The 8,824-nt window shown below is 65.8% G+C and carries 7 protein-coding genes and 2 pseudogenes; 5 read left to right on the top strand and 4 right to left on the bottom strand.

Translation table 11 applies throughout. The features are described 5' to 3' along the window. On the top strand, positions 1–399 hold a 399-nt coding region (locus ABQ292_RS25295), incomplete at its 5' end, for an HIRAN domain-containing protein (RefSeq protein WP_369210465.1). 531 nt (positions 400–930) lie between these two features. Next, a complete protein-coding gene (locus tag ABQ292_RS25290; RefSeq protein WP_369210464.1) occupies positions 931–1,398 on the top strand; it encodes a hypothetical protein in 468 nt (155 codons plus the stop codon). Between the two features lie 369 nt (positions 1,399–1,767). Here ABQ292_RS25290 and ABQ292_RS25285 read toward each other — a convergent pair whose 3' ends face one another. The 3 genes from ABQ292_RS25285 to ABQ292_RS25275 all read right to left on the bottom strand — a co-directional run bounded on the left by ABQ292_RS25285 (position 1,768) and on the right by ABQ292_RS25275 (position 4,647). Beyond that, on the bottom strand, positions 1,768–2,376 hold the full coding sequence (locus tag ABQ292_RS25285) for a hypothetical protein (protein ID WP_369210463.1): 609 nt from the start codon (positions 2,374–2,376) through the stop codon (positions 1,768–1,770). A 1,151-nt stretch (positions 2,377–3,527) separates the two neighbouring features. After that, on the bottom strand, positions 3,528–4,154 hold the full coding sequence (locus ABQ292_RS25280) for a hypothetical protein (RefSeq protein ID WP_369210462.1): 627 nt from the start codon (positions 4,152–4,154) through the stop codon (positions 3,528–3,530). Between the two features lies 1 nt (position 4,155). After that, on the bottom strand, positions 4,156–4,647 hold the full coding sequence (locus ABQ292_RS25275) for a SigE family RNA polymerase sigma factor (RefSeq protein ID WP_369210461.1): 492 nt from the start codon (positions 4,645–4,647) through the stop codon (positions 4,156–4,158). A gap of 271 nt (positions 4,648–4,918) precedes the next feature. On the opposite strand from ABQ292_RS25275, the gene ABQ292_RS25270 reads away from it, so the two are divergent. The 3 genes and pseudogenes from ABQ292_RS25270 to ABQ292_RS25260 all read left to right on the top strand — a co-directional run. Beyond that, positions 4,919–6,463, top strand: a complete 1,545-nt coding sequence (locus tag ABQ292_RS25270) for a phospholipase A2 (protein ID WP_369210460.1) — start codon at positions 4,919–4,921, stop codon at positions 6,461–6,463. 243 nt (positions 6,464–6,706) lie between these two features. Continuing rightward, positions 6,707–6,895, top strand: a pseudogene (locus ABQ292_RS25265) (IS256 family transposase); the annotation flags it as partial. Further along, positions 6,870–7,328: pseudogene (locus tag ABQ292_RS25260) on the top strand (transposase); the annotation flags it as partial. The pseudogenes ABQ292_RS25265 and ABQ292_RS25260, both read left to right, overlap by 26 nt. 645 nt (positions 7,329–7,973) lie before the next feature. Here ABQ292_RS25260 and ABQ292_RS25255 read toward each other — a convergent pair. Then, positions 7,974–8,570 (bottom strand): DUF2690 domain-containing protein, encoded by a 597-nt coding sequence (locus ABQ292_RS25255; protein WP_369210459.1) that lies wholly within the window; start codon positions 8,568–8,570, stop codon positions 7,974–7,976. Positions 8,571–8,824 lie beyond the last annotated feature (254 nt).

Genomic DNA, 8,824 nt, shown 5'->3' with positions numbered 1-8,824 from the left:
CTAGTCCGTCCAACGGACCGGCGGCTGCCAGCAGCGGGCTTGCTGGTCTCCCAGCTCCGGGGCGAGTCCTACTACCGAGACAGTTGCCGGGCCGGGGACTTCCGCCCCGGCCAGCCCGTCCAGCTCGTCCCTGAGCCGGACAACCCGCACGACGACCGAGCCGTCGCGGTGTTCGACGCCACCGGCCGGCACCGTGCTGGCTACATGAACAAGCAGAAGGCCCGCGCGTACCTCAAGCGCATCGCGGAGGGGAAGGACCTGACTGCAATCTCCCTGCGAGGGGCCGACCTAGGCGTCCCGACACCTCAGGTCGCCATCCTCGCCGCCGCTCCGGATGTCGTAGCGCACCTGCTGTCACCGCGCCCGCCGAAGGCGCCCGCGCCCGCCGGACCCCGCTGACCACCGCTAATCCGCCCGCCCTTGCCATGAAACCTGAGGGTGGAGCGGGGTTTGTGTCGAGGCCTGTACTGGTTTCGCGTGCACGGCCATCCGTACGGCCGACTGCGGTCGTCGGCTCAAGGCTGCTCTAAGTGGGCCGATAGGCAACTGCCGGCGGCTCGTCCGGACAGCAGTGACTCGACGGAAAGAGGCCCGGTGCGCCGAACTCTTGGGAAGCTCGACGGGCGCGTGAAGCTCAGCGCCACCGCCGCCAGCGTCGTGCTCATGGGGGGCCTGGCCGGCTGGGGTGGCGCGGTCATCGCCCCAAGTGGCGCCGATAACACGTCTGCTGCGGCGTCGAGCGGCACGGCGGAGGCTCGCCCATCTGCGAGCTCGGCGACCTCTACACCGACACCAAGCGCCGCAACGACTAGTGCTACGACACAGCCGACAGCTTCACCTCCGCCCGCACCCTCTCGAGCCGAAAACTTGTCCTCGTCGCCTGCCCGCGGCACGAGTGCCGCTCCGCGGACCTCAAGTGTGCCGGCTCCGGTGTCTGCACCCGCCCCGGTTCCACAGAATTCGCACCAGCCGGACATCGCGTTCGTCGGCCCGTGGCGCGACTATGGCAACGGCCAGTGGACCTACCGGATTGGGCTGCTTGACTTCCCGGCTGACACGGTGGTCGAGATCAGCGGCCATGACATCTATGGCAACGTGCAGGTGGCTCCATTGGCGATGACGACGGCAGAGGGTTCCTGGGATCCGTTCATCGCCGCCTTCGGGATGACGTTTGCGTACGGCGGCACCTGCGATGACGCGGAGGTGGCGACGGTCACCGCGCGAGGCGGGGGCCTCTCGGTCACCGAGGCTGCGCCGCGTCCGCTGGAGTGTGACGGCGGCACCACGCCGGACGGTCCGTTCACACGGCCGATCTATCCAGCGCCAGTGCCGGCGCCGCCACCCAGCTCCCCCGCGCCGCCCGTCTCCCAGTCGACCTCACAGCTCGGGGGAGTCTGACGTCCGAACCCTCGATGGCTGTTGTGCGATGACGACCGCGGGTGGGTGGCCCAGGTCGAGTACGTCGTGCAGCACGACTACGGGGCCGGCAAGCACCTTCCGCACTACGGAGACCGCGAAGGCTCGTTAACCGAAGGTCCTTGGATCCGGCTCGTGGAGACGGCCGGCGCCCGCGTGGACGCCGGTGGGTCCGGAGGTCCATCTGCACGACCTGCGCCATGCGGGCCTCACCTTGACGGCCCAACTCGGCGGCACGCTGGCTGAAGTGCAGCGCCGCGCTGGCCACGCCAGCGCCAGAGCAGCGCTGATCTACCAGCACGCAGCAGCGAGTCGGGACCAGGACCTAGCCGCGCTGCTGTCGAAGCGCGGCTAAGCCCCGGCCTGCTGGACGCTGGACTCGAGGACGGCCGCCAAGGCATCTCGGGCGGAGTGAACGTCGCTGATCGAAGCGTCGACCCGGTGGCGCCACGGAGCTACGACCGGCCCCATGAGCAACACCTCGGGGATGTGCGTCGGCAGCGTGCTCACCGCGTTTGCAGCGGCCTCGAATGCCGTTGCAACGTCGTTGACCGCCTGACGCACGGCGGGGCCGGCGGCCATGCGGACCTCGGAGAGAGGCACAGCCAACTCGACAGTTGCCTCGGTGACCTGGCGGTTCCAGTGCTCAGGCCACTTGCGGCCGAAGAGTCGCCGACGGACTCGGGGCCGGCCGACGAGGTCGACCATGCGTCGCAGGTGAGTCACGGCAATCGCCACCGCGGCGTCGAACTGCACGCAGGCATCAACCTCGGCAGCACGAGCACCCCGAGCGCGTTCCTCGGCCCACTGAGCCTCTCGGGCAGTGGCCCGGTCGGCGAACTCCCGCAGCTGCAGGCGCCGCTGCTGATGGCCACTGCGCCAGACCACGAACATCGAGCCGGCGACCGCGACGAACGCCGCCAACAGGGTGGCCAGCGCCGGGACCCGCACGTCACCCATGGCATCTTCCTACGCGATCCGCTCCCGGACGCTGACGTGCGGCCAGCACCGATGTTGCACAGCTGGTGCACGACGTCCCCGACGGGGGAACAAGCGGGGCTCTGAGCTGCGACATTGCTCAATGGCTAGCAGATTTCAAGCCTGATACAGGCACCTTCCGAACCAACACCGATCAACCATTCTCGCAGGTCAACCCTGGTATTGTTGAGACCGGTGGCTACCGTCACTAGCCGCTACGTGCCCGTACTACGGGCACGTAGCGGGCACGGCCGTTCGGACCTCAGCAGGCTTACTCACCATGGATTGGGGAATCGGTCGCCGGCCCTGCTCGTCTGCGCCGCTCGGAGTCGGCTGGGTGATGCGCCTCCTGATGACGGACAACGCACACGCACTGCCCCTGTCACCGACGCTGACTGCAGCGGCAGAGGATGAGAGCCGCACGGTCTCCATCGCTGCCATCCGTAGACGTGCGCTCGACCCTCATCGACGCCCTCCTCAGCGGCGCTCTGGAGGGGACAACAGCCCCATCCCCACAGGAGCTCTCCAGCTGCACCGGCCGCCGGAGGCGAGCTGGTTGTGGGGAAGCGAGGTGAGTTCTCGGCGGACTATCCGCGTCCTCCGTGACGCGGGGGTCCGGCACCCGCCTCCGGAGAGCGGGAAGACGACGAATGACGCTGCTTGGCAGCCGTCGGTTGACACCTGCTTTGCAGGTCAGCGGCTTGGATGCCGACTGGGTCGTTGAGCCAAAGGTTGGTGCGCTCGACGACCCAGCGGCGCGCGATAACGAGGACCCGCTGTTGCCTCGGGCCCGCCGGTCCCCACCCTTTGGTCTTTCTCCATTAATGTGCGCCCGCATCCTAGTCGTCTCATCGGCGTCGCGGGGCATGGTCTCGACCTGAGGGAACTGCGGGCCTGGCATGCCGGCGATGAGTGGTGCTGGGAGTCCAGGTCCTCGGCGTCCTGCTGCGGCGAACGTCGTGGGGATCGCCGCGGCGAACAACTCGGCACTGCTCTGGGCACCCGGGCTGGCACGTTGCACACGAACTGTCAACTCGCGGGTCAGGCGCCCATCCGCGGTGGGAAGGGAGGCCGTGGCGACGGCCCGCGCGTCGCTTTGAGGAGTGCGCGGGTCAGGCACGAGCAAGTGACCATCAGCTGCTGCAATGTTCGAGCTCGCTGTCGTAGCGCTGATCGCCGATGGATCCGCCCCATCTCACGCATCCGGGAGCAATAGCTGTCACCGGGCCAGCGTAATGCGTGTACTGACCGGAATCCTCGTCGCGCACCTTGCCCTCAGGCTCAAGGTAAGCCGACGCTGCCGTGGATGTCCCGACGTCTCTCGTCTTGATGGTCGTCACGCACTTTTGGCTGCCGTCCCATAGGAGATTCACGGCGCCAAGGTCCCCCAGAGAAACCTGACCAATTACGGAGAACCCTGGACCACATACAGTCTCGCTTGAGGAGCGATACTGCGCCTGCCGCTGCCCGGCTTCGGGCAGCGGCGGCGCGGTAGCGAGGGGTCGCTCTTCGTCCGTCAAATCGGGATCAAGTTGCGCCTGGACATTCTCAGAAGGGGCGCTGAACCAAGTGCCGCTGACGGCAGGGAATGCAATAGCGGCAACAGCTAATATGGACCCGAGTACTACGGCGCGAATTCGTCGTTTCCGGACTGCGCGCCTACCAGCTTGGACGACGTCCCCAACCTGTATCGATGAAGGCGGTTCATCCTGCACCAGGTGCTCTAACAATTTTCGAACGATATCCTGTTCGGAAGCCATTTTACCAACCTTCCTCAACCATCAGCACCCGTATCCGACTTAATGCGCGGGCTGTTTGACTCTTGACGTTGCCGATGCTGCATTTCATCACCGCAGCGGTTTCCTCGATCGACAGGTCCTCGAAGTAGCGGAGAACCAGCATCGCTCGCATGGATGGAGCCAGTTGATCGAGCGCAGCGCGGACAACGTCGCTGTGACCGTCGGGCGTCGGGTCGTATCCCCTCTCTGGGACCACACCGGAACGGTCCTCCCGTCGCCATCTGGCGCTGCGTCGGACGTCGATGAAGGAACGGACCAGAATCTGGCGAACGTACGGGTGGAGGTCAATCTCGGTTCGTATCTTCGTCCAACTGAGGTAGAGCTTGCACAGCGATTCTTGGACCAAGTCGTCCGCCTCGTGCCAGTCCCCGCACATGAGGTAAGCGGTGCGTCGAAGAACATTGAGGTGCGCCGACACGTATGCGTGGAATTTCGCCTCGTCCTGGCTCCGCACCCGCCAGATCCTTCCCACGGGAACCGTCGCAAGTGGTACCCCGACGGTCGGTGAGCAACCGAGGCGAGGAGGTCGGGCTCCATGGTGACTCCTCCTAGCTCCTTCTTCTACACGAGACAGCGGCCCGGAAAGTTGCATGCGTTCACCTGCAACTTCCCGACCGTCGCTGGACGTGTAGACGCTTGAGGGCGGTGCGGATCGGGGTTGAACCCGAGGCGGGCCCCGCCCGGAGGAGCGGTTCGCTCCAGGGCAGAAGCAGAGAGAGGTCGCCATGTTCCGTTCCGGCAGCGCTCAGCACCTCGACCCGGGTCAGTCGACCGTGAACCGCCCATGGCTAGGTCGCACGGGCGCACTGATCGCGGCCCTCGCCGCGGTGCTAACCATGCTCACACCCACCGCGGCCAGCGCCGCAGGCCCCAGCCGCAACGGCGAGTGCCAGGAGCAGGAGTTGTGTATGTTTCACAACTCTAACGTTCAGGGGTCGGTATCCGACTTCACCCCTGAGCAACTCTCGATTCCGGACTACGGCAGTGAGCAGCCGACGTGCTACGAATTCAAGGGTCCGGGCAATGGGATAGAGGAGTGCATCAAAAACAACGTGGCTTCGGTCTGGAACCGAACCGGCAAGACCATCAATATCTACTACAACTCGAACTATAACGATGGCGTGGCCGTTCAGGTCGTTCAGCCGGGCTTCAAGGGCAATTTGAACGCCAAGCTCAAGAACAACAACGCATCCCACCTCGAGGCACGCCAGGGCGTTGACTCGGAGCCCACCATCGGTACGGTGTCGCATGTCGAGACGAGCGGGGGCGCAATTCTCGGCCGGGCTGGGCCGGGCACTGGCTACGACGAGACCGGCCGGTCGTACGACAACGGACAGCCGATCCGCGTGGTGTGCACGACGTACGGCAGCAAGGTGGACGGGACCCGTGGTCCGTCGGAGCTGTGGCACAAGCTTGTCTCGGGGGACTTCGTCTCGGGCGCTTACGTCCGCGGTCAAGGCGGCATGCCGTGCGAAGGTTCCACACCCGAGACCATGACCCCACCCGACAGCGTCCACTACATCGACACAGACGGGACCCCGCTGACCGTGCGCAGCGGACCCGGCCTCCACACCTCCAAGACCGGCGTCGAGCTCGCGGACCTTACGCCGGTGACAGTCGACTGCCTGCTATACGGCACGTCAGTCACCGGGACCCAGGGAGAGTCCTCGGTCTGGCTGCGACTGGGCGAGGGAAGCTACGTCGCCGCCGCGTACGTCCACCAGGCCAACGACTGGACCCCCGAAGTCTGCGGTGCACCGTCAAGCGACGACGCCGGCGACCAGTGGCCCGATTGCAGCCTGGGCGGCAGTGAGGAGGAGGTCTATGCGCTGATGTTCGGGGGCTACTGCATGCCGCCGGACGAGGTGATGGCCACCGATCCCGGAGACCCCAACACTTCGAAGCCGGATCAGACTGGTCCCCAGCGACCGTTCCTGGTCGCGGACGTCGGCCCGAATGGGGAGAACTCTTACGGACTGACGTGGGACGGGTGCTCCGTTCCAGAGCAGGCCGCCCTGATCCCACACATGGGCGACCCGAGCTACCCGTTCGGCTTCAACTTCCGGGCCGCATGCCAGGTGCACGACCTGGGATACCGGCTGATGGACCGGCACATCCTCCCCGAGTCCGCCGAGCAACCCCTGGACCGGTTCTTCACCCAGATGCTCGGACGCATCTGCCGCACCCAGTACTACGACCGCCTCGTGGGGTGCATGCAGGTAGCGACCGCCTACGGATCCGCGGTGACGGTAGCTAACCACAAGCCGTAGCCGGACAACTACCCGCGCGTCTACGTGGAGCCGTAGACGTTCGTTATTGCCGCCGGCCTACGCCTGAGGAACCCGTTACCGCACAGGACGGAGCGGGCCCGGCCGCGGTTCGCTGGGCCCGCTCCATGCCCGGTCGCCTGCCGTTGCGGACGTCCAGAATCAAGGGTCGCCTGCAGCTTTCGGAGCGCCACCGTCACCGACGGTGCCATCTGCGCCGCCTCGGCCGGTCAGTGCGGTGTCTTCTTCCTCGACCGGGACGCCCTAATCCGGTTGGTCGGCGCGGTGCTGGCCGAGCAGCACGACGAATGGACCGAAGACCGCCGCTACCTCGGCCTCGACGTGCTGGCCCGCTGCCACCTGCACCCGGTCACCGACAACGGCGACACCGAGGAGGTGAACACGACCACCGACATCCCGGCGCTCAGCGCCTGACCGACATGAAAATCTCGCGGTAGCCGTCAGACACCACGCCCGAAGACTGCCGCTCAACGTGCTGGTCTCGGCCGCCAACCGGCACGACAGCATGCTCGTCGAGCCGCTCCTGGACTTCATGCCGGCCATCAAGCGTGGTGGCCGAGGCCACCCGCGGCGCCGGCCGCGCAAGCTGCACGGCGACAAGGGCTATGACAATCCGCGGGTCCGCCGCTACCTGCGCCGCCGTGGGATCACCGCCCGGATCGCCCGGATCAGCAGGGACTCCAGCGCCCGCCTCGGACGGCACCGCTGGGTCGTCGAACGGACGCTGGGCTGGCTGCTGTCCTACAAACGCTTGGCCCTGCGTTACGACCGCAGCGCTTCAACGATCACTGCGCTGGCCCGACTGGCCGTCACCCTCATCTGCGCCCGACGGCTCTCGATGAACTAATGCCACGTCTTCTAAGCCGTCGTAACGCCAGGTGTCGAGCTCACCCCCCGCTGCTGGGACACAGCGGACATGACCAGTCCTAAGGCGTCCCATCGTATCCAACAAGTACCAATAAGTGAGACCGCGCTCCTCTTTTGATGCCCTGGCGCGACCTCACCCGGTCATCCCTTTAGCTCTTCTATTTGAGCAGCACGTATGCTACCTATTCAAAACGGAGCAGAGCCAGGCTCCGACAGAAGCAGGTGCGAGGATAATTTGATTGTCGAGTCGTCGAGGACGAACCTACTACGTGCCCGCTTCACAAAGGCGCCGTCTCCTGCGACTTAATGGGCACTGTCTCCACACTGCCAGGCCGTCATGATCGCGTTCGTGACGGTCCGCCACAGTTCTATGAGTCGGTTGACAGAGGAAAAATGCTGCCTCGTACGGCTACGAACGACCGTGAACGCGGCCAACTGCAATCACAACTGCAACCACCGAGAGCTGGGCCGCAGATGGGCTTGCTCGTCGGGAAAACGCGGTTGGCAGGTCGAGGTTGATTCGCGCTCGGCGAGCCGGGATGGCGGCGGACCCGGCTCACCAGCCGAGCAGACGCCTGCGTTGCCAAGAGTCGGCCTTGCCACAGCCGAACCGGACCACGTCAAGCTAATGACACTGGGTGGTCGCAGTCGGGCCGAACTCATCCGCCCCGGGCCTTCGCACCGCGACCTCCGCCTTCACGCACGCTGCGGCGTTGGACAGCATGTTCCCGTAACCGAAGCCGCTGTCGGTCTTGATGGGCAGCAGGTAGGGGGCTGATGCCCCGTCGGCAGGGCGGTTGGTCACGATCCTGACCTGTCCTCCGATCAGGCGAGCGTTCTCGCCAGGCTCGAAGATGATCTTTACCCAGATGGTGCCGCAGATTGCGCTTGACCGTAGTTCGAGGTGTCCCACTTGGTGACCGTTGTCATCACGGACGGCGGGGGGGTCGTCTCCGGATATCGGTTGGGCGCTCCCTGCACACATCGTGAGTTCCGGGTCCTGGGTGTCGTAGGCCGACGCCAGCGAGGGTGCCGGTTGAAGCCCGGCGACGAAGATGACGCTCGCGCCGACGACCACCGCTAGGACTAGGACGGCCTGTACCGCCACCCACGTTGTTCTCTGACTGCGATTGGGGACCGAACCCGGCGTGGATCGGTCGACGAGGTCCTTGCGTGCCTGCCAGCCCCAGATCGAGGTCATGACGAGCAGGGCGGCAGACACGGCTACTACGACGATGACGAGCCATCCCGGCACGAATCTGCGGCCGGCGAAGGACACCGCGATGGAGACTGCGACAGCCGCGACGGCTTGGGTGAAGGGGGGTCCCGCTTCGATGAGTGCAGCCGGGTACCGCCGTACGTGTCGTCGTCCCGGTGCCGTTGGACTGGTTGAGGGCAACGCGGTCAGGCGGGCCTCCTGATGTTTGGGGCCAGCCGCCCGGCCGCCTGGAGAGTCCGGGACGGACGATTGGCTCG

This window comes from Geodermatophilus maliterrae (assembly GCF_041018925.1).
GTDB classification, from domain to species: domain Bacteria; phylum Actinomycetota; class Actinomycetes; order Mycobacteriales; family Geodermatophilaceae; genus Geodermatophilus; species Geodermatophilus maliterrae.
The sequence above is the reverse complement of the archived record's forward strand: the minus strand, read 5'-3'. Positions and strand labels throughout refer to the sequence as shown.

Bases quoted from the DNA above. Each gene is read 5' to 3' on its own strand.
- ABQ292_RS25285 (WP_369210463.1), bottom strand. From the start codon at position 2,376: ATGGGTGACGTGCGGGTCCCGGCGCTGGCCACCCTGTTGGCGGCGTTC.
- ABQ292_RS25280 (WP_369210462.1), bottom strand. From the start codon at position 4,154: ATGGCTTCCGAACAGGATATCGTTCGAAAATTGTTAGAGCACCTGGTG.
- ABQ292_RS25270 (WP_369210460.1), top strand. From the start codon at position 4,919: ATGTTCCGTTCCGGCAGCGCTCAGCACCTCGACCCGGGTCAGTCGACC.